17 protein-coding genes and 2 pseudogenes are annotated in these 18,935 nt (G+C 67.1%); 13 read left to right on the top strand and 6 right to left on the bottom strand.

Annotated features, from left to right (window positions below):
* Window positions 1–73 precede the first annotated feature (73 nt).
* The 4 genes and pseudogenes from smc to rpsF all read right to left on the bottom strand — a co-directional run bounded on the left by smc (window position 74) and on the right by rpsF (window position 5,014).
* Window positions 74–3,578, bottom strand: a pseudogene (gene smc, locus QE373_RS07545) (chromosome segregation protein SMC).
* 203 nt (window positions 3,579–3,781) lie between these two features.
* Entirely contained in the window at window positions 3,782–4,234 is a 453-nt protein-coding gene (gene rplI, locus QE373_RS07540) for a 50S ribosomal protein L9 (protein WP_057508602.1), read from the bottom strand.
* 100 nt (window positions 4,235–4,334) lie between these two features.
* On the bottom strand, window positions 4,335–4,565 hold the full coding sequence (rpsR, locus tag QE373_RS07535; RefSeq protein ID WP_005926280.1) for a 30S ribosomal protein S18: 231 nt from the start codon (window positions 4,563–4,565) through the stop codon (window positions 4,335–4,337).
* 11 nt (window positions 4,566–4,576) lie between these two features.
* Window positions 4,577–5,014, bottom strand: a complete 438-nt coding sequence (rpsF, locus tag QE373_RS07530) for a 30S ribosomal protein S6 (protein WP_057508603.1) — start codon at window positions 5,012–5,014, stop codon at window positions 4,577–4,579.
* 449 nt (window positions 5,015–5,463) lie between these two features.
* Here rpsF and QE373_RS07525 point away from each other — a divergent pair, with 449 nt between their 5' ends.
* A complete protein-coding gene (locus tag QE373_RS07525; protein ID WP_309689631.1) occupies window positions 5,464–6,669 on the top strand; it encodes an MFS transporter in 1,206 nt (401 codons plus the stop codon).
* Between the two features lie 431 nt (window positions 6,670–7,100).
* Here the strand turns inward: QE373_RS07525 and QE373_RS07520 are convergent, their stop codons facing one another.
* A complete protein-coding gene (locus tag QE373_RS07520; protein WP_309685160.1) occupies window positions 7,101–7,439 on the bottom strand; it encodes an iron-sulfur cluster assembly accessory protein in 339 nt (112 codons plus the stop codon).
* Between the two features lie 130 nt (window positions 7,440–7,569).
* Here QE373_RS07520 and asnS point away from each other — a divergent pair, with 130 nt between their 5' ends.
* The 12 genes and pseudogenes from asnS to QE373_RS07460 all read left to right on the top strand — a co-directional run bounded on the left by asnS (window position 7,570) and on the right by QE373_RS07460 (window position 17,848).
* Window positions 7,570–8,964, top strand: a complete 1,395-nt coding sequence (gene asnS / locus QE373_RS07515; RefSeq protein WP_309685158.1) for an asparagine--tRNA ligase — start codon at window positions 7,570–7,572, stop codon at window positions 8,962–8,964.
* Window positions 8,965–8,994: 30 nt separating this feature from the next.
* Window positions 8,995–9,294 carry a hypothetical protein gene (locus QE373_RS07510; protein ID WP_042614896.1) on the top strand — a complete coding sequence of 100 codons (300 nt, stop codon included), beginning with the start codon at window positions 8,995–8,997 and terminating at the stop codon, window positions 9,292–9,294.
* Window positions 9,295–9,301: 7 nt separating this feature from the next.
* Entirely contained in the window at window positions 9,302–9,616 is a 315-nt protein-coding gene (locus QE373_RS07505) for a hypothetical protein (RefSeq protein WP_057507927.1), read from the top strand.
* A gap of 4 nt (window positions 9,617–9,620) precedes the next feature.
* Window positions 9,621–10,056 (top strand): annotated as a pseudogene (locus QE373_RS07500) (FMN-binding negative transcriptional regulator); the annotation flags it as partial.
* Between the two features lie 91 nt (window positions 10,057–10,147).
* On the top strand, window positions 10,148–10,810 hold the full coding sequence (can, locus tag QE373_RS07495) for a carbonate dehydratase (protein ID WP_057507929.1): 663 nt from the start codon (window positions 10,148–10,150) through the stop codon (window positions 10,808–10,810).
* Window positions 10,811–10,830: 20 nt separating this feature from the next.
* Window positions 10,831–11,343 carry a 3-hydroxyanthranilate 3,4-dioxygenase gene (locus QE373_RS07490; RefSeq protein WP_057507930.1) on the top strand — a complete coding sequence of 171 codons (513 nt, stop codon included), beginning with the start codon at window positions 10,831–10,833 and terminating at the stop codon, window positions 11,341–11,343.
* A gap of 110 nt (window positions 11,344–11,453) precedes the next feature.
* On the top strand, window positions 11,454–12,728 hold the full coding sequence (gene kynU / locus QE373_RS07485) for a kynureninase (protein ID WP_309685151.1): 1,275 nt from the start codon (window positions 11,454–11,456) through the stop codon (window positions 12,726–12,728).
* On the top strand, window positions 12,709–14,124 hold the full coding sequence (locus tag QE373_RS07480; protein WP_309689629.1) for an NAD(P)/FAD-dependent oxidoreductase: 1,416 nt from the start codon (window positions 12,709–12,711) through the stop codon (window positions 14,122–14,124). Before kynU ends, QE373_RS07480 begins: the two co-directional genes overlap by 20 nt.
* Window positions 14,124–15,563 carry an exodeoxyribonuclease I gene (gene sbcB, locus QE373_RS07475; protein ID WP_309685150.1) on the top strand — a complete coding sequence of 480 codons (1,440 nt, stop codon included), beginning with the start codon at window positions 14,124–14,126 and terminating at the stop codon, window positions 15,561–15,563. The genes QE373_RS07480 and sbcB overlap by 1 nt, the downstream gene beginning before the upstream one ends.
* On the top strand, window positions 15,560–16,246 hold the full coding sequence (locus QE373_RS07470) for a DUF2461 domain-containing protein (protein WP_309685146.1): 687 nt from the start codon (window positions 15,560–15,562) through the stop codon (window positions 16,244–16,246). The genes sbcB and QE373_RS07470 overlap by 4 nt, the downstream gene beginning before the upstream one ends.
* Before the next feature lie 5 nt (window positions 16,247–16,251).
* Complete coding sequence (locus QE373_RS07465; protein WP_309685144.1) at window positions 16,252–17,238, top strand: aldo/keto reductase; 987 nt, start codon at window positions 16,252–16,254, stop codon at window positions 17,236–17,238.
* Between the two features lie 64 nt (window positions 17,239–17,302).
* Window positions 17,303–17,848, top strand: coding sequence for a DUF2939 domain-containing protein (locus tag QE373_RS07460; RefSeq protein WP_123698723.1), 546 nt, complete (start codon window positions 17,303–17,305; stop codon window positions 17,846–17,848).
* A gap of 98 nt (window positions 17,849–17,946) precedes the next feature.
* Here QE373_RS07460 and QE373_RS07455 read toward each other — a convergent pair whose 3' ends face one another.
* A complete protein-coding gene (locus QE373_RS07455; protein WP_057507937.1) occupies window positions 17,947–18,891 on the bottom strand; it encodes a 5'-nucleotidase in 945 nt (314 codons plus the stop codon).
* Between the last annotated feature and the right edge of the window lie 44 nt (window positions 18,892–18,935).

The raw sequence follows: 18,935 nt of genomic DNA, 5'->3' as shown, positions 1-18,935 counted from the left end.
AATGGCACGATGCAGGTCGTCTTGCACCGGGGGTGGCGCGAATAATGCACCAATCCCCCGTGCACGCGGTGTATCAGGCCGCCCCGGCCAGCCGCGCCGCCTCTTCCAGGTCGACGCTGACCAAGCGACTCACGCCGGGTTCGCGCATGGTGACGCCGGACAGCTGGTGCGCCGCCTCCATCGTCGCCTTGTTGTGGCTGACGAACAGGAACTGCACCTTCTCGCTCATCTCCTTGACCATGTTGGCCAGGCGGCCGACATTGGCTTCGTCCAGCGGCGCGTCCACCTCGTCGAGCAGGCAGAACGGGGCCGGGTTGAGCTGGAAGATCGCGAACACCAGCGCCACCGCGGTCATCGCCTTCTCACCGCCGGACAGCAGGGAAATGCTGGAAACGCGCTTGCCCGGCGGCCGCGCCATGATGGTCACGCCGGTATCCAGCAGATCCTCGCCGGTCAGCTCCAGGTAGGCATGGCCACCGCCGAACAGCCGCGGATACAGCGCCTGCACGCCGGCGTTGACCCGATCGAAGGTGTCCTTGAAGCGGCCGCGGGTTTCGCGGTCGATCTTGCGGATCGCATCTTCCAGCGTCTCCAGCGCGGTATTCAGGTCCAGGTTCTGCGCATCCAGGTACTCCGAACGCTGCGATGCCTCGCCGTATTCCTGGATGGCGGCCAGGTTGACCGGTTCCAGCCGGCGCATGCGGGTATCGATCTGCTGCACGGTCTGCTCCCAGTCGCCCAGGCGGGCGTCTTCGGGCAGGGTCTGGATGACCTCCTGCAGCACGAAACCGGCCTTTTCCACCGCCGCCTGCAGCTGCTCGGCGTTCAGCACCAGCGCCTGCTGGTCCAGCCGGCGCTGCGAAATGCGCTCGCGCTGCGCCAGCGCCTGTTCGTCACGCTTGTGCCGGGTCTGCTCCAGTTCGCGCAGTTCCACGTCGATGCCATCCAGCAGCGAACGCGCCTGCGAGAGCATGCCATCGGCGCGGACCCGCTCTTCCAGCGCATGCTGGTGTTCGGCCTGCAGCGATTCCACCGGGGTATCGCCCTCGTCCAGCTGCGCGTGCAGCTCGCCGAGGCGCGAATCCAGCTGGCCGCGCTGGTTGCTCATGCGTTCCAGCGCCTGGCTCAGCGAGGCCACCTGGGCACGCTGCGATTCCAGCGTCAGCGCCAGCGAATGGGCGGCTTCGCGCACGCTGCGGGCCGCATCGCGGGCGCGATCGCGGGCCTCGGTCAGCTGCCGGCGCTCGTTCTCCAGCGCCTGCCGGGTCGACTCCAGGTCGCCCATGCTGCTGACCGCATCCTCCAGCCGGCCGCGCGCCTCGCGCACCTGCTCGCGGTTGAGCTCCAGGGTTTCCATCAGCTGCACCAGCTCGCCTTCGATGCGGTCGATGCGGCTGCGCGCCGATTCCAGCTTGCCCTGCTGTCCCTGCAGCTGGCCAGCCAGCTCGGACACGCCGCGGTGTGCCTGGTACACGGCACGTTGCACATCTTCGCGCTGCTGTTCGGCGGCAAGCAGCTGGTCACGTAAGCCACCCAGCAACTGCTCCAGTTCGGCCTCGCGCTGCTGCAGCTGTTCGATCTGTTCGCGCAGCGTGTTGATCTCCCGCTCGCGCAGCAGCGCGCCCTGCCTGGCCGCACCCGAGCGCGATACCCGCACCCAGCCGGCGCCCAGGCGCTCACCCTCGCGGGTGATCACCGAATCGCCTTCACCCAGCGACGCCTGCAGCGCACGCGCCTGCTCCAGGTCTTCGGCCGCGTGCAGGCGGGCCAGCAGACGGCGGATCGCCACCGGCCCCTGCACCTTGGCGGCAAGCGATGTCGAGGCCACCTGCAACGGCGCTTCCTCGTCGGCCACCAGCGCGATGCGGCCATCACCCAGTTCACCCAGCGCATCCACCAGCTGTTCCGGCGCCTGCACCAGCACGCCTTCGATCAACTGACCCAGCGCACTTTCAACGGCGTTTTCCCAGCCCGCTTCAACCTTCAGCCGCTCGCCCACCCGGCTTGCCGAATCCAGCCCGCGCGCCTTCAGCCAGGCCACTGCCGCACCCTGCTCCTGGCCGAGTGCGGCCTGCTGCAGGGTTTCCAGCGACGACAACCGGCCGCGCACGCCGTTGGCCTGTTTGCGCAGCTCGGCCAGTTCGTTCTGCGCGGCGCGCTGGCGCTCCTGCACGGCGGTGACCTCCTGCTTGCGCAGTTCCACCTGTTCGCCCAGCTCATCCAGTGCGGTCTTCTGCGTGTCGTGCTGGATGTGCAGCTGCTCGAAGGCCGCTTCCAGCGCATCCACGTCCAGGCCGGCGCGCTCGGACTGCAGCGTTTCACGACGACGCTCGGCCTCCAGCACCTGCCGGTCCAGGTAGTCCACGCGGGTCCGTTCGACATCGCCGGAACGCGACGCCTCCGAACTCTGGCTGCTGTGCTGCTCCCAGCGCGCCTGCCAGTCACCCAGCCGGGCCTCGGCTTCGCGCAGGCTGTCCTGCTTGATCTCGTTTTCTTCCTGCAGTTGTTCCAGCTGCGGGGTGGCCGCGTCCACCGCTTCGCGCAGCACCATCAACCTGGCTTCGTCGCCGCTGATGTGCTGGCCCAGCTCGGCCAGCGCCTGCTGGGTTTCATCGCGCGCCTTGTGCAGGCGCTGCGACAGTTCGCGCTGGTGCTGTATCTGCTGTTCCAGCCGGGCCAGCATGCTGCCCACCTGGTAGACCTCGGCCTGCGCGGCATTGAGCGCCTCGGCCGATTCCTCGCGACGCACGCGCGCGGTTTCGATGCGGGATTCAGCGTCGCGCTGTTCGGCGATCAGCTGCTGCAGGCGGGTCTCTTCCTGTGACAGGCCCTCGCGCAGTTTGCCCAGCCGGCCATCCAGGCCACGGAACTCCAGCGCTTTCCATTCGGCATCCTTGACCCGGCGCTCTTCCTGCAGGGTCTGGTACTGCTCGGCCTGGCGCGCCTGTCGCTTGAGGTGTTCCAGCTGCTTGCCGATCTCATCGCGCAGGTCACCGAGCCGGTCCAGGTTCTCGCGGGTGTGGCGGATGCGGGTCTCGGTTTCCTTGCGCCTTTCCTTGTACTTGGAGATGCCGGCGGCCTCTTCCAGGTAGACACGAAGGTCTTCCGGACGCGCTTCGATGATCTGGCTGATCATCCCCTGTTCGATGATCGAGTAGCTGCGCGGGCCCAGCCCGGTACCCAGGAACAGGTCGGTGATGTCGCGGCGACGGCACTTGGTGCCATTGAGGTAATAGTTGCTGCTGCCATCGCGGCTGACGGTACGCTTGACCGATATCTCGTTGAAACGAGGCGTACTCACCGGAAATGGTGTGGTCGCTGTTGTCGAAGATCAGCTCGACGGTGGCCTGCGATACCGGCTTGCGCGCGGCAGAACCGGAGAAGATCACATCGGTCAGCGAGTCACCGCGCAGGCGGCTGGCCGAACTTTCGCCCATCACCCAGCGCACGGCATCGATGATGTTGGACTTTCCACAGCCGTTCGGTCCGACCACGCCGGTCATGTTGGTCGGCAGGTGCAGCGTGGTGGGATCGACGAAGGACTTGAAGCCGGACAGCTTGATCGTGGAAAGACGCATAGGGTTTCCGGGCCGGGGCCGTTATGAGGCCTGCATTTACCCGCCAACCCCTTGATCCGGCTGGGATCAGGGTCGTCGGCCGGGCGTAATGCACCGAGTATACCGATGTGGCCGTGTTCTACGCAGGGACCGGCCCGCCCCAAAACAAAACGGGCGCCCCTGCGGGCGCCCGTTCTGGCGATTCCATGCCTTGCGGCGCGGGATCAGGCCTTTTCGGCTTCAACCACGACCTTGACGGTGGTCTCAACGTCGGCGTGCAGGTGCACCAGGACGTCGTACTCGCCAATGTTGCGGAAGGCGCCTTCGCCCAGGATGACTTCGCTCTTGTTGACCGGCAGGCCAGCAGCGGTGAAGGCTTCGGCGATTTCGCGCGCGCCAACCGAACCGTACAGCTTGCCTTCGGTGGAAGCATTGGCCGCGATGGTCACGGACTTGCCTTCCAGCTTGGCCTTGCGGGCTTCGGCGTCGGAGTGGATCGACTCGGCCTTGGCTTCGTATTCGGCGCGCTTGGCTTCGAACTCAGCCTTGTTGCTCTCGGTGGCCGGCACGGCCTTGCCCTGCGGCACGAGGAAGTTGCGGCCGTAGCCCGGCTTCACGTCGACCAGGTCGCCGAGGTTGCCGAGGTTGGTGACTTTCTGCAGAAGGATCAGCTGCATGGTGTTACTCCAGAATGTATTCGTTAGCGAGGCCGGGCCCCGCAGCGGATGGCTGTCCGAATATCAGTGCGGGAGGGCGGCGCGAAGCCGCCCGCCAGCATCAGATGTCGTGGTTGTCGGTGTACGGGATCAGGGCCAGGAAACGGGCGCGCTTGACGGCCGTTGCCAGCTGGCGCTGGTACTTCGACTTGGTGCCGGTGACGCGGCTCGGCACGATCTTGCCGTTCTCGGTCAGGTACTGGCGCAGGGTGTTGAGATCCTTGTAGTCGATCTCTTTCACGCCTTCGGCGGTGAACTTGCAGAACTTGCGGCGACGGAAGAACTTGGACATGTCAGTGCTCCTTAAGCGGCCGAAGCGGCGTCGTCGCCGGCATCGTTGTCAGCGGCGGGGGTGGTTTCACCTTCTTCGTCGTCACGACGACGACGCTCGCCACGCTCGGGCTTGTCACCCTTCTCGTCCTTGCTCTTCATGATCAGCGACTGCTCGGTATCCGGGCCATCGCGCTTGACGACCAGGTTGCGCAGCACGGCGTCGTTGAAGCGGAAGCTTTCCACCAGCTCGCTCAGCACGGCCTGGTCAACTTCGATGTTGAGCATGACGTAGTGGGCCTTCACCAGATTCTGGATCGGGTAAGCCAGCTGACGACGGCCCCAGTCTTCCAGACGGTGGATGGTGCCGTTGCCGTTCTCGACGAGCGACTTGTAGCGCTCGATCATGGCCGGGACCTGCTCGCTCTGATCCGGGTGGACCAGGAACACGATTTCGTAATGACGACTCATGTTTATATACCTTTCGGATGTGGCCGTTTCGGCCGGACAGCCCCCCGCGGTGATGACGGCGGTGGGGCAAGGGTTCCTACGCTGGGCGCAGGAAGCCGCCAATTATGCCTGCTGGCCCTGACCGAGGCAAGTTGAGCCGATGCGAGGCCGGGCGGGGGGACGGCAGGAGCCGCATCCTGCGGGCCTCGTTTCGCGCCATCCATGGCGCTCAACGCCCCCGCCCAGCCCCACCGCCCGACCCCTGACAGATCCCGGTCCGGTAGCGCCAAGCCCTGCTCGGCGGGCGTCATGCGTGCCGGGGGAACACTTGGGCGGGAAGAAATACAGCGTTCAGCCGGCAGGACGCAGAACGGGCGACTGTGCTGCGCTGCAGCAGTACAATCTGCAATCGATTACATGTCCCGGATTTTCCTGTGAACCCGTCCCCTCCCCCGGTCGCCACGTCCGCGCTGGCCGCCGTGCTGTCGCCCCGCCAGCGCACTTTCATCCTGCTGGCCCTGTCGCTGGGCGGATTCGCCATCGGCACCAGCGAGTTCGCCAGCATGGGCCTGATGTTGGACATCAGCCGCGGGCTGTCGATCACCGAGGCACAGGTCGGCCATCTGATCAGCGCCTATGCCATCGGCGTGGTGGTGGGCGCGCCGGTGCTGGCCTTCGCCGGCGCCGGCATCAGCCGCCGCAGCCTGCTGCTGGGCCTGATGGGTTTCTACGCCATCGGCAACCTGGCCAGCGCGCTGGCCCCGAACTACCACACCATGCTGCTGGCGCGCTTCGTCGCCGGCCTGCCGCACGGCGCCTACTTCGGCGTGGCGATGCTGGTGGCGGCATCGATCAGCCCGCCCGCACAGCGCGGCGCAGCGGTGTCCAAGGTGCTGCTGGGCCTGTCGATCGCGATCCTGGTCGGCAACCCGCTCACTACCTGGCTGGGCCAGCAGTTCACCTGGCGCACCGCCTTCGCGCTGGTCAGCCTGTTGGCGCTGGCGACGGTGGTGATGGTGTCGCGGCACCTGGCGCCGGACCCGAATGAGGTCCGCACCAGCCCGATGCGGGAGCTCCGCGCGTTCAACACCACGCAGGTCTGGCTGGCGCTGGCGATCGGTTCGATCGGTTTTGCCGGCATGTTCTGCGTGTTCACCTACCTGGCACCCACGCTGGTCAACGTCACCGGCATCAACGAACGCTGGATGCCTGCGGCGGTCGGCCTGTTCGGCGTGGGCGCGATCATCGGCAACATGCTGGGCGGCTGGCTGGTGGATCGCCTGCAGTTCCGCGCCGCCGGCGTGCTGCTGGCGTGGTCGGTGGTGGTCCTGCTGCTGTTCCCGCTGGCTGCGCACTCGCCCTGGGCGATGGTGCCGGCGATCATCGCCGTGGGCACCATGGGGGCGCTGGCCGTGGCCCTGCAGACCCGCCTGATGGACGCTGCCGGCGAGGCCCAGACGCTGGCCGCCGCGTCGAACCATGCGGCCTTCAATACCGCCAACGCGCTGGGCCCGTGGCTGGGTGGCATGGCCATCGGCGGCGGGTTCGGTTACGCGTCCACCGGCTACGTGGGGGCCGCCACGGCAGCGGTCGGCCTGCTGATGTGGGGCGTTTCGGTGGTGATCGAGCGCCGGCGCGGTTCCGGGTCGCTGGCAGTGGGTGCGTCGAACGGGTGAAACCCCCTCGCGGCGGGCTGCTTTCGGACTGCATCTGAGGGTTGGCCGAGCCGGGAGGCTGTGCGGGGCACGCACAAGTACGTCCATGTGGCTCTTCGCGGCTCCTGCCGCTCAAGGCCCCGCACAGCCTCCCGGCCCGGCCCCTGACGGGTTCCGGTGGCGGCCCGCCGCGTGATAAAGAATAAAGAAAAGCGGTAGCGCCGAAGGTTCCACGGCCGCCATGGACCTGTCGAAGGCGGGGCGGGATGGCTGGGCAGGACCGTCTTTTCGCATGGATGCGAAAAGCGACCCTACATGGACGTACTTGCGGCGTGTCCTGCACAGCCATCCCGCCCCGCCAACACCCAGCCCAGCAGGCTGTTGCCTTTGCTTGTGCCGTTGCCATTGCTGTTGCGCCATGGCGAGCCGACCGCAGGCCGGAAACCGAGGCCTCAGCGGTGGGACTCGTCCGTGGTGAAGCTCTCACCGCAGCCGCATTCGGCCGCTGCATTCGGGTTCCTGAAGGTGAAGGTCTCGCTCAGGCCGTGCTTGCCGAAGTCGATCACCGTGCCATCCACCAGCGGCAGGCTCTGCGCGTCCACGTAGATGCGCACCCCCTGCTGGTCGAACACACTGTCGCCCTCGCGCTCGTCACGCGCCAGATCGGTCACGTGGCCCCAGCCCGAGCAACCGGTGCGGGTCACGCCGAAGCGCAGCCCCAAGGCCCCGGGGGTCTGGGCGACGAAGCGCTGGACGCGCTCAAAGGCTACTGGGGTCAGGCTGACGGCCATGATGGAGCTCCACGAAGGTACGAGACGAGTATAAAGGCCACCGGGGCAGTAGAAATGCCTCGCAAGCGGAACGCTGCAACCGGTAAACTTCGAATTCACAGATCGAGTCGATCAGCAGAGGATTCAAGTCATGACGGTGGTCAGCGTTGAACATGCGCTTGCCGGGAAGATCCCGGAAGGCGGCGAAGTCACGGTACGCGGCTGGGTGCGCACGGTGCGTGGCTCGGCGAATCTTGCCTTCATCAACGTCACCGACGGCTCCTGCTTCGCCCCGATCCAGGTGGTGGCAGCTGAATCGCTGGCCAACTTCGATGAGGTCAAGCGCCTGACCAGCGGCTGTTCGCTGATCGCCAAGGGCACCCTGGTGAAGTCGCAGGGCAAGGGCCAGTCCTTCGAAATCCAGGCCATCGACGTGGAAGTGGTCGGCTGGGTCGAAGACCCGCTGACCTACCCCATCCAGCCAAAGCCGATGTCGCCGGAGTTCCTGCGCGAAGTGGCGCACCTGCGCCCGCGCACCAACCTGTTCGGCGCGGTCACCCGCATCCGCAACTGCCTGTCCCAGGCCGTGCACCGGTTCTTCCACCAGAACGGGTTCAACTGGATCAGCACGCCGATCATCACCACCTCCGACGCCGAAGGCGCCGGCCAGATGTTCCGTGTCTCCACCCTGGACATGGTCAACCTGCCACGCACCGAGCGTGGCGAGGTCGACTTCAGCCGCGATTTCTTCGGCAAGGAGACCTTCCTGACCGTGTCCGGCCAGCTGAACGTGGAGGCCTACTGCCTGGCGCTGAGCAAGGTCTACACCTTCGGCCCGACCTTCCGTGCCGAAAACAGCAACACCACCCGCCACCTGGCCGAGTTCTGGATGATCGAGCCGGAAATCGCCTTCGCCGACCTGGCTGAAGACGCGCGGCTGGCCGAAGAATTCCTGAAGTACCTGTTCCGCGCGGTGCTGGACGAACGCGGCGACGATCTGGCCTTCCTGGCCGAACGCGTGGACAAGAACGCGATCAGCAAGCTGGAGAACTTCATCAATGCGCCGTTCGAGCAGATCGACTACACCGAAGCGGTGAAGCTGCTGCAGAACTCCGGCCGGAAGTTCGATTTCCCGGTGGAATGGGGCCTGGACCTGCAGACCGAGCACGAGCGCTGGCTGACCGAAGAACACATCGGCCGCCCGGTGGTGGTGACCAACTACCCCGAGCACATCAAGGCGTTCTACATGCGCCTGAACGACGACGGCAAGACCGTTGCCGCGATGGACGTGCTGGCGCCGGGCATCGGCGAGATCATCGGCGGCAGCCAGCGCGAAGAGCGCCTGGACGTGCTGGATGCACGCATGGCGCAGTTCGGCCTGGACCGCGAGCATTACGGCTGGTACCGCGACTTCCGCCGCTACGGTTCGGTGCCGCACGCCGGCTTCGGCCTCGGCTTCGAGCGCCTGGTGGTGTACGTCTGCGGGCTGTCCAACATCCGCGATGCGATCGCCTACCCGCGCGCGCCGGGCAACGCCGACTTCTGATCCCCCTGCACCCACGGAGGTACCGCAACCATGACCCTGTTCTTCGCGCTGTGTTTCTTTGGCGTGGCGATCGCCGGGTTCAGTGCCTTCGTGATCTTCTGGCCGCTGACCCTGGTGCACCTGCGCGACCGCCATCCGGCGCTGTCGCAGCGCTTCGGCAGCGGTGCCTTCCTCAAGCCCGAAGCACTGGCCTGGCTGTTGCGGCGTGACTACCGCGCGCAGCCGGACCGTTCGCTTTCCGGGCTGGCGACACCGGCCTGGGTATCGCTGCTGACCCTGCTGGCCGGACTGGGCATGGCCGCCCTGCTCTGGCTGGCGTCGATCTGGTAATCATCAAATGAATGACGACTCCCTTCCGCAGGACAGCTGGTGGCTGGCCAGCCTGGGCAACACGCTGATCTGGGCGCGCCTGCGCATCCGCCCGGCCGGCACCGCCGAAGTGCTGGACAGTGACGGCAACACGTTGAGCTACGACGGTGAAGACACCGCGCGCGCGCAGCTGTTCGATGCCGAGTTCGTGGAATACGACGGGCTGGACGAAGAAGACGCGCTGGTGCGTGGGTTTTCGCTGCATGAAGTGCAGCCGCCCAGGGCCAGCACCGATGAAGGCCTGCGTGGCTTGATGGTGCAGTCGCTGGGCCGCACGGTCTGAGCGCATGTTCACCCCGCGCGCCTTCGCCGAAACCGACCTGCAGTGGCTGGACGCGCTGTTTGCCCGCGATGCGTTCATCACCCTGCTCACCACCGGTGACGATGGCCTGCCCGAACTGACCCGGCTGCCGGTGCTGTACCGCCGCCAGGGACAGGCGATCGAGCTGCGCGGGCACTGGGCCAGGGCCAATCCGCAATCGCGCCGCGACGGTCTGGCCAAGGTGCTGGTCGACGGTCCGCACGGGTATGTGTCGGCCTCGTGGTATCCGGACAAGGAGGCCATTCGGCTTCCGCTTCGTGGTGGACACCGTGCAGCTGAAGATGAAGCTCAGCCAGAACCACCCGGTGGCCAACCAGCAGGCGGTGATCGCCGAACTGGAACAGCTGCCCTCGCCTGCATCACACGAGCTGGCGCACTGGATGCGCCGCTTCCTGGACGCGCCCGGTACGGCGCGCGACTGCCCCCCCTCCCTTCCCGCGACGACGCGGCCCGACGCCGCGCCTTGCCCCCACACACCGTCAGGGACCTTGCATGAAAGACGTCTTCAAACTGCTGCAGAACAACCGCGACTGGGCCGACCGGATCCAGCAGGAAGATCCTGAGTTCTTCCACAGGCTGTCGACCCAGCAGCATCCGGAATACCTGTGGATCGGCTGTTCCGATTCACGCGTACCCGCCAACCAGATCATCGGCATGGCACCGGGCGAAGTCTTCGTGCATCGCAACGTGGCCAACGTGGTCGCCCACACCGACCTGAACTGCCTGAGCGTCATCCAGTACGCGGTGGACCAGCTGAAGGTGAAGCACATCCTGATCGTGGGCCATTACGGCTGCGGCGGCGTGCACGCCAGCCTCAACAACGTACGCGTCGGCCTGGCCGACAACTGGCTGCGGCATGTCGGCGACGTGGCCCAGAAGCACGCCGCCATCCTCGATGCGATCGACGACCCGGAGCTGCGCCACGCGCGGCTGTGCGAACTGAACGTCATCGAGCAGGTGGCCAACGCCTGCCAGTCGACCATCGTGCGTGATGCGTGGGCGCGTGGCCAGAAGCTGACCGTCCACGGCTGGGTATACAGCCTGCGCGATGGCCGCGTGCGCGAGATGGGTATCGACGTCGACAGCCCGGAAGCCCTGCAGCCGGGTTATGAAAAAGCGCTGTCCTTCGTCCCGCGCAAAGGCAAGCGCGACTGACCGTCAACCGGAGCATCCGCATGCTTGCTTCACCGATCAACCTGATGGGCTGGGTCGAAGAACACCGGCACCTGTTGAAGCCGCCGGTCGGCAACAAGATGATCGAGGACGGCGACTTCATCGTGATGGTGGTCGGCGGCCCGAATTCGCGCACCGATTTCCACATCGACGAAGGCCCGGAGTGGTTCTACCAGCTGGAAGGCGAGATGGTGCTGAAGGTGCAGGAAGACGGCCAGGTCCGGGACATCCCGATCCGCGCCGGCGAGATCTTCCTGCTGCCGGGCAACGTGCCGCACTCACCGCGCCGCCCCGCGGGCGGCATCGGGCTGGTGGTGGAACGCAAGCGGCTGCCGCACGAACGCGACGGCGTGGTGTGGCACTGCGAGCGCTGCAACCACAAGCTGCATGAAGAGTGGTTCACCCTGCAGAACATCGAAACCGACCTGCCGAAGGTGTTCGCCCGCTACCAGGGCGACCTGCAGCTGCGCACCTGCAGCGCGTGCGGGCACGTGGATCCGCTGCCGGGCGCCTGAATCGGGCGCCTGCCCGGACAGAAGAACGCCGGGCCGGACTCGGCGCTACCGGAACCGGATGACGCTGCGCGCGGTACACTTCGGACACGTCAAATCGTGTCGCTGCAATCATGTCCGAGCTCCTCAGCCGTTCCCATGCCCTGGCCCTGGATGCCGCCGATCCACTGCGCGGTTTCCGTGATGAATTCCTGATCCCCCGCCACGACGGCGGCGAGCAGACCTACTTCGTCGGCAACTCGCTCGGCCTGCAGCCGCGTGGTGCGCAGGCCGCGGTGCAGGAAGTCATGGGTCAATGGGCCACGCTGGCGGTGGAAGGCCACTTCACCGGCCCGACGCAGTGGCTGGGCTACCACCGCCTGGTGAGCGGGCAGCTGGCGCAGGTAGTCGGTGCATTGCCCAGCGAAGTGGTGGCGATGAACACGCTCAGCGTCAACCTGCACCTGATGATGGTGAGCTTCTACCGGCCCACCGCGCAGCGCCCGGTGATCCTGATGGAAGCCGGCGCCTTCCCCACCGATCGCCACGCGGTGGAGGCGCAGATCCGCTTCCACGGGTTCGATCCCGCCGATTGCCTGGTCGAAGTGCAGCCGGACGAGCCCGACGGCACGATTTCGCTGCAGGCCATCGAGCAGGCGATAGGAAGCCACGGCGCGCGCCTTGCGCTGGTGCTGTGGCCAGGCGTGCAGTACCGCACCGGCCAGGCCTTCGACCTGCAGGCGATCACCACGCTGGCACGCGCACAGGGCGCGAACATCGGCTTCGACCTGGCTCATTCGGTCGGCAACCTGCCGTTGCAACTGCACGAGGTGGCGCCGGACTTCGCGGTGTGGTGCCACTACAAGTACCTCAACAGTGGCCCGGGTGCCGTCGCCGGCGCGTTCGTGCATGAACGCCACCATCGCGACACCACCCTGCCCCGGTTCGCCGGCTGGTGGGGCCATGAAGAAGCCACCCGCTTCCAGATGGCGCCGCAGTTCGTGCCGTCCGTGGGTGCCGAAGGCTGGCAGCTGAGCAATCCGCCGATCCTCGGCCTGGCACCGCTGCGTGCATCGCTGGATCTGTTCCAGCGCGCGGGCATGGATGCGTTGCGTGGGAAATCACTGGCCTTGACCGGGCTGCTCGATGCCCTGGTGCAGGCGCGCCTGCCGCATGTGCTGGAACGCATCACCCCGTCCGACAGCGAGCGCCGCGGCTGCCAGCTGTCGCTGCGGGTGATCGGCGGTCGTGAGCGTGGCCGGGCCCTGTTCGAACACCTGCGCGCAGTGGGGGTGCTGGGCGACTGGCGCGAACCGGACGTGATCCGGATCTCGCCGACCCCGCTGTACAACCGCTACCAGGACCTGCATCGCTTCGTCGATGAAGTCGATGCCTGGGCCGGGCGCTGACACCGTGCCGGACGCCTCTTCGACTGCGCACGCCCAGCGTTCGCTGACCATCGTCGGCGCGGGACTGGCCGGCTCGCTGCTGGCCATCCTGCTGTCGCGGCAGGGCTGGAACATCACCGTGTACGAACGTCGTGGCGACCCGCGCGTCAGCGGCTATGAAAGCGGTCGCTCGATCAACCTGGCACTGGCCGAACGCGGCCGCAACGCACTGCGCCAGGCTGGCGCGCACGTGGAAGCGGCGGTGATGGAACGTGCGGTCATGATGCGCGGGCGCATGGTCCACCTGCGCGATGGCACCGCCCCTGCGCTGCAGCGCTACGGCCGCGACGACAGCGAAGTGATCTGGTCGATCCATCGCCGCGAGCTCAACGTAACCCTGCTGCAACTGGCCGAACAGGCCGGCGCCGTCGTGCACTTCCACCGGCGCCTGCACACCGTGGACTTCGATGCGCAGCACGCGCGCTTCATCGATGACCGCGACGACACCCCGCATGACATCCGCTTCGCCAGCCTGGTCGGCGCGGACGGCGCCGGATCGGCCCTGCGCGCGGCGATGAACCGCCGCCAGCCGCTCGGCGAGCGCATCGAGTTCCTCGACCATTCGTACAAGGAGCTGGAGATTCCACCCGGCGCCGGCGGTGCCTTCAGCATCGATCCCAACGCCCTGCACATCTGGCCGCGGGGCCGCTTCATGTGCATCGCGCTGCCCAATCACGAAGGCACCTTCACCGTTACCCTGTTCCTGCCCAACAAGGGCGATCCGGGTTTCAATACGATCACTACCGGGGAGCAGGCAGAGGCGCTTTTCGCCCGCGAATTCCCCGATGCCCTGCCGCTGATCCCGGACCTGCGCGCCGACTGGGATGCGCATCCGCCGGGGCTGCTCGGCACGCTGTACCTGGAGCGTTGGCATACCGATGGCAAGGCCGTGCTGATCGGCGATGCGGCGCACGCGATGGTGCCCTTCCATGGCCAGGGCATGAACTGCGCCTTCGAGGACTGCGTTGCGCTGGCCCGCCACCTGGATGCAGCCAGCGACCTGCGCGGGGCCTATTCGGCGTTCGAAATCGAGCGCTCGCCCAATGCCTGGGCGATCCAGCAGATGGCGCTGGAGAACTACACGGAAATGCGCGACCAGGTGGCCGATCCGGCGTTCCTGCTGCAGCGTGAACTGGAGCTGGCCCTGCAGCAGCGGTGGCCCACGCGCTTCGTGCCACACTACACCATGGTTACTTTCCTGCACACGCCCTACGCCGTTGCGCTGGAGCGCACGCGGATACAACGCCGCATCCTGCGCAACGCCACCCAGGGCCTCGATTCCCTGCAGCAGCTCGACTGGAACGCGCTGCAAGCCGAAGTCCACGCCAAGCTGCCCATCCTGGAGGGCGCGCACTGATGGCCGACAGCTTCCTGTTCTACGACCTGGAAACCTTCGGCCAGGATCCGCGCCGCACCCGCATCGCCCAGTTCGCCGCCATCCGCACCGACGCGCAGCTCAACGAGATCGACACGCCGGTCAGCTTCTACGTGCGCCCGGCCGACGACCTGCTGCCTTCGCCCTACGCTACGATGGTCACCGGCATCACCCCGCAGCACGCACTGGCTGAAGGGATCAGCGAGGCCGAGGCGCTGGCGCGGATCAACGACCTGATGAGCCGCCCCGGCACCTGCGCACTGGGCTACAACACGCTGCGCTTCGATGACGAGTTCATCCGCCACGGGCTGTTCCGCAACTTCTTCGATCCGTATGAGCGCGAATGGCGCAACGGCAATTCGCGCTGGGACCTGCTGGACATGCTGCGGCTGATGCATGCGCTGCGTCCGGAGGGCATCACCTGGCCCAAGCGCGAAGATGGCGCCACCTCGTTCAAGCTTGAGCACCTGGCCGACGCCAACGGCGTGCGCGATGGCGATGCGCACGAGGCGCTTTCGGACGTGCGCGCGACCATCGGCATGGCCCGGTTGTTCCGCAGCGCACAGCCGCGCCTGTGGGAGTACGCCCTGCGCCTGCGCGACAAGCGCTTCGTCACCAGCCTGCTGGATGTCACCGCGCTGCAGCCGCTGCTGCACATCTCGATGCGCTATCCGGCCAGCCGCCTGTGCGCTGCGCCGGTGCTGCCGTTGACCGTGCATCCGCACATCGCCAACCGCTACATCGTGTTCGACCTGGACGGTGACGTCGATGCGCTGCTGCAGCTGCCGGCGGAAACCATCGCCGAGCGCCTGTACCTGCGTGCCAGCGAACTGCCCGAGGGCGTGCAGCGCATCCCGCTGAAGGAAGTACACGCAAACAAGGTGCCTGCGCTGGTGGCGTGGAACCACCTGCGCCCGGATGACCACCAGCGTCTTGGCCTGGACGTTGCCGCCGTGCAGGCCAAGGTGGAACAGTTGCGCCCGCATGCGGCGCAGCTGGCCGAAAAGGCACGGCAGGTGTACGCCCGGCCGCGCGAAGGCGGCCCCTCCGACGTGGATGCCTCGATCTACGATGGCTTCCTCGGTGCCGGCGACAAGCCGCTGCTGGCGCGCGTGCGCACGACCCCACCCGAGGCGCTGGGCGCACTGGAAGGGGAGTTCAACGATCCCCGCCTGCCCGAGCTGCTGCTGCGCTACCGCGCGCGCAACCACCCCGGCAGCCTGGATGCCGCCGCGCGCGAGCGCTGGCAGGCCTACCGCCAGCGTCGCCTGCGCGGCGACGAAAAGCTTGGTGAAGTGAACCTGGCCGAGTACAACGAACAGATCGACACCCTTGCCGCCGAGCCGTCCGACGACCGGCGCCGCCCGGCGTTGCTGCAGGCGCTGCGCGACTGGGGCAAGCAGCTGGAGGACAGCCTGTGACCGCTTATTTTTCCGATGCCAGCTTCAAGTTCCTGAAAGCGCTGGCGCTGCACAATGACAAGGCGTGGTTTGCCGAGCACAAGCAGCAGTACGAAGATCATGTCAGGCAGCCGTTCCTGCGCCTGCTTGGCGACCTGCAGCCTGCCCTGGCCGAGGTCAGCCCGAAGTTCCGTGCCGATACGCGCACGGTCGGCGGCTCACTGTTCCGCATCTACCGCGATGCGCGTTTTTCCAACGACAAGTCGCCGTACAAGAACTGGCAGGGCGCACGGTTGTTCCATGAGCGTCGCCGCGAAGTCGCCGCCCCTTCGTTCTACGTGCACCTGCAGCCCGGCGCGAGCTTCGTCGGCGCCGGTCTGTGGCATCCCGAGCCGGACACCCAGCGCCGCATCCGCCATTTCATCCTCGACAATCCCGGCAGCTGGAAACAGGCCGCGCATGCGCCGGCGCTGCGCCGCCGGTTCGAGCTGGAGCAGACCGAAAAACTGGTCCGCCCGCCGCGCGGCTTCCCCGCTGACTTCGAGTTCATCGATGACCTCAAGCACCGCAACTGGGTGATGTGGCGGCAGCTGGACGATGCCACGATGACCGGCCCACGCCTGTTGTCCACGCTGGGCAAGGACCTGGTCGCGCTGGGGCCGTTCGTGGATTACCTGTGCGCGGCGCTGGACCTGGAGTTCTGACCGCGATGACCACACCGCTGCCACGACAGCGCCGCACGCTGGGGCGCAGTGGCCTGGAGGTGTCGCCGATCGGCCTGGGCTGCTCCGGCTTCTGGGGTCATCGCCGCTTCCCCGAAGCCGACGCGGCACGGGTGGTGGCACACGCACTGGAGCGCGGGGTCAACCTGCTCGACACCGGCCACAACTATTCTGCTTTCAACGCCGAACCCCGGCTCGGACGCATCCTCAAGCCGCTGCTGCCGCGTTTCCCGCGTGACTCGCTGGTCATCTCCAGCAAAGGCGGCACGTTGACCGGACAGGCAGGCATCAGCGGCGCCGAGCAACGGGATTTTTCACCCGCCGCGATCACCGCCAGCTGCGAGGCGTCGCTGCGCAACCTGGGGCTGGACTACCTGGACGTGTACCAGTTGCACGGCATCGGGGGCCCTGAAATCACCGATGAGCTGCTGCATGCGCTGCAGCAGCTGCGCCAGCGCGGACTGGTGCGCAGTATCGGCATCAACACGCATTCGGCCAGCACCTTGGACTGGATGCTGGCCCACCCGCTGGCGTTCGATGTCGTGCTGCTCGACTACAACGCACTGCAGCAGGACCGGGCGGCTCCTATCAGTGCGCTGCACGCCGCCGGCATCGGTGTGCTGGCCGGCACTGTCCTCGCCCAGGGCCACCTGTTGCCGGCACGGCCGCGGCTGCCACGGCTGGCAGATGCCTGGTATCTGGCCCGTGCCTGGCTGAAGCCGAGCAGCCGCCGCCTGATGCGCAGCGCCAGCGCGATGCGTGCAGCCATCGCGGGGATCACCTCGCAGCATCCGGCGCAGAGCGCCTTCGCCTATGTGCTGCAGCATCCGGGCGTGGCCGCGGGCATCCTTGGCACGACCCGCGTTGACCGCCTCGAACAGGTGCTGCAGACCGTGCCGGAGCGGCTGGACACGGCCGACCGCGAACGCCTGGTGAGCGCGTTCGGTGATGGCAGTGGATCACCCAGTCACTGAGACTTAACCCACCGTGGCGCGCGATGCGGCACGCTGTGGGCCGGTCCATCAACACGCTGCTGCCATGAAGAAGTTCGTTGCTGTCCTGCTGGTCCTGCTGCTTGCTCTTGCCGGCTGGTGGTTCAGCGGCCCCTATCTCACCGTGCATGGGCTGGCCCAGGCCATCGAGCAGCGCGACACCAGCCGGCTGGACCGCTACGTCGACTTCCCGCGCGTGCGCCTCAGCCTGCGCGCACAGGTCAGCGACTACATGGTGCGCCAGGCCGGGCCGGACGTGGCCGGCAGTCCGTTCGGTGCGCTGCTGTACGGCCTGGGTGACCAGCTGGGCGGCGCGGCGGTGGATACGATGATCACCCCGCTGGGGATCGGCGCACTGCTGCAGGGTCACGCGCTGTACAAGCGCGGCCGCAACGAACTGCAGGGCGATGGCGCGTTGGCACCGACCCAACCGGCGCAACCGTTGAAGCAGGCGAAGGGGCGTTTCGAGCGTCTGGATCGTTTCGTGGTCGACGTTGATCGTGGCCCGGGGCAGCCGCCGTTGCAGGTGGTGCTGGAACCGCAGGGACTGCGCTGGCAGGTCGTCGACCTGCGCAACGCGGTGCCGCAGTAGACCGGTAGCGCCGACCCATGGTCGGCGGCTGAGGCAGGCCGCGCTGCGCGCTCGCCGAGCATGGCTCGGCGCTACCGGCTACCGGCTGCCGACCGGCCTCAGGTTTCGTTCGCGACGCCGTGCGGCACGTGCCCGGCCGCGACGTGTTCGCGGGCGCTGTCGATGTTGTGCTGCGAATCATCGAAGAAGATGTCCGCGCCGAAGGCCTGCAGGAATGGTCCCTTGTGGCGGCCACCGAGGAACAACGCTTCGTCCAGTCGCACGCCCCACTCGCGCAGGGTGCGGATCACCCGCTCATGCGCCGGCGCCGAACGCGCGGTGACCAGCGCGGTGCGGATCGGTGCGTCCTCGCCCGAGGGAAACACTTCCTGCAACGTATGCAGGGCCGACAGGAAGCCGCGGAACGGTCCCCCGCTCAAGGCTTCGCGCGCGCGCTCGCGCTCGTGGCGGCCAAAGGCCTCGACCCCCTGCTCGCGCGAAATGCGCTCGCTTTCATCGCCGAAGATCACCGCATCGCCATCGAAGGCGATCCGCAGCTGGCCGGCCGGGCGGCGGGTGTCGACCTGGTCGGCAGCCGCTGCGGCGGTCTCGCCCGGCGGCTTGGGCAGGATGGTCGCCGCGGCGATGCCGTGGCGCAGCGCGCTGCGCACCGATTCGGGATTGGCCGACAGGAACAGGTCCGTGCCGAACGGCTTCACGTAGGGCCAGGTCGGCTCGCCGGCGGTGAACGTGGCGCGGATGATGCCCAGCCCGTAGTGCTGGATGGAATTGAAGATGCGCAGACCGGTATCGGCGGAATTGCGCGACAGCAGGATCACCTCCACGCGCGGGTTCTCCGGGCCGGCGCCCTGGTTCAGCGCCAGCAGCTTGCGCACCACGGGGAACGCCACGCCAGGGCCCAGCACATCGTCTTCGTGCTCACGCTGGTACTTGGCGTAGGCATCCACGCCATCGCTCTCGAACAGCGCGTGGCTCTCTTCCAGGTCGAACAGGGCGCGCGAGGTCACCGCGACGGTCAGCAATCGGGGAGTGTTGTCGCCCATCGGGGGTTCCTTGCAGCAACCGGCGGTTGCCGGCGGCCTATTGT

This window comes from Stenotrophomonas sp. SORGH_AS_0321 (genome assembly GCF_031453215.1).
Lineage (GTDB): Bacteria > Pseudomonadota > Gammaproteobacteria > Xanthomonadales > Xanthomonadaceae > Stenotrophomonas > Stenotrophomonas chelatiphaga.
Note: the sequence above shows the minus strand (reverse complement) of the source record. Positions and strands in the feature narration are given on the sequence as shown.